Consider the following 1,900-nt stretch of genomic DNA (forward strand, 5'->3'; position numbering starts at 1 on the left):
ATGATGAGCTAAAAAAATATTTATCCGCCGAGGCGGACTATTACGGAATAAATTTCAGGTTGCTCAGTCTCGCCTGGAAAAATCAGGTCAGAGCCAATGCCACCGTCACGCTCCCTGATGCTTACGCAGGCCGGGCTATCACCGTTCGGGAGACGCTGGCAAGAGCCTTGCCCGCCATTGATCCAGTGTTTAGCGATCCGCGTCGGGCGGGTGAGGGATATCCCTTCGATAATATCCAGGTTTCTGCAATACGCGCCGGCACGCCTGTCTATGTGTTGACGACCAGTAATGATAAGGCCTGGAAGTATATCGTCACGCCGACTGTGATTGCCTGGGTAAAAAGCGATGATATAGCCAGCGTAAGTGATGCGTTCGTCGAAAACTGGCGGGCGCTGGCGGATCGGCAGCTGGGCGCCTATATCAAAGAACCCGTTTCCGTCTATGAAGGCGACGTTTTCCATTTTATCGCCCGCCCCGGTACGATTCTGCCCATACGTCAGGATCGCAATGGCTTGAGCGTCGCGATCCCTGTGAAGCAGGCAGGGGGTAGCGCACAGATCAAATGGGTCAGCGCACAGGCAGATACGCTGGCGTCTATGCCGCTGCAAATGACGCCCGCTAATATCGCCGTCCTGATGAAATCCATGCAGGGCAAGCAGTACGGCTGGGGAGACTTTAATTTTCACAATGACTGTTCGCAGGAAATGCGCAGCCTGTTAATGCCCTTCGGCATTTTTTTACCGCGTAACTCTGCGGCCGAGGCCACAAGCGGCCGGGTTAAGGATATCAGTTCGCTGAGCCCGGCAGACCGCCTTGATTACCTGATAAAAAACGGCAGACCGTTTACCACGCTTATCCATATTGACGGCCATATCATGCTCTATATCGGTTACACCTTACAGGAAGGCAAAAAAGTCCCGATGACTTATCAGAATATGTGGGGGCTGCATACCCGCAGTCATGAAGGCAGAAGTATTGTGGGCGGTGCTGTCTTCTTTCCTTTGCAGCTGAGCTATCCGGAAGACGAGGATCTCGTTTCCCTGGCGGCTAAACCGCTGTTCGCGCTTAGCTTTATTGAATGATTTTTACCGGGTGGCCGCCATCGCACAGAAGATGACATGCCATAGCAAAACGTGATAACAATGGCGGAATAACGTTCACAGGAAACCCGCTTATGTCCGCCCTACATCCCGTGATTGCCGTGACCGGCTCCAGCGGCGCAGGCACCACCACCACCAGCCTGGCCTTCCGCAAAATTTTCCAGCAGTTGAATTTGCACGCGGCGGAAGTGGAAGGCGACAGCTTCCATCGCTATACCCGTCCCGAAATGGATATGGCAATCCGCAAAGCGCGCGATATGGGTCGCCACATCAGCTATTTTGGCCCGGAGGCCAACGATTTTTCGCTGCTGGAAAACACCTTCGCGGAATATGGCCGCAGCGGCAGTGGCCAGTCCAGAAAATATCTTCATACCTATGACGAAGCAGTGCCCTGGAACCAGGTTCCCGGCACTTTTACGCCGTGGCAGCCGCTGCCGGAACCCACCGACGTGCTGTTTTACGAAGGCCTGCACGGCGGAGTGGTCACACCACAGAACAATGTATCGCAGCATGTCGATCTGCTGGTGGGGGTAGTGCCTATCGTAAACCTGGAGTGGATCCAGAAAATGATCCGGGATACCAGCGAACGCGGTCATTCACGCGAAGCGGTAATGGATTCCGTGGTGCGCTCGATGGACGATTACATTAATTTTATCACCCCACAGTTTTCCCGTACCCATATCAACTTCCAACGGGTGCCGACCGTAGATACATCCAATCCCTTTGCCGCGCGAGGCATACCTTCGCTCGACGAGAGCTTTGTTGTCATCCATTTTCAGGCGCTGGAGCACATTGATTTC

Annotated in this window: 2 protein-coding genes; both read left to right on the forward strand. The window is 53.8% G+C overall.

Going from position 1 to position 1,900, the window contains the following annotated elements; all coding sequences use genetic code 11:
- Window positions 1-1,082 (forward strand): SH3 domain-containing protein (locus RTK32_RS19670; protein WP_312046921.1); only part of this gene is annotated, 1,082 nt, incomplete at its 5' end.
- A 92-nt stretch (window positions 1,083-1,174) separates the two neighbouring features.
- The coding region (locus RTK32_RS19675; RefSeq protein ID WP_312046923.1) for a phosphoribulokinase at window positions 1,175-1,900 on the forward strand (726 nt) is incomplete at its 3' end.

This window comes from Erwinia sp. (genome assembly GCF_031978025.1).
Taxonomy (GTDB): Bacteria; Pseudomonadota; Gammaproteobacteria; order Enterobacterales; family Enterobacteriaceae; genus Erwinia.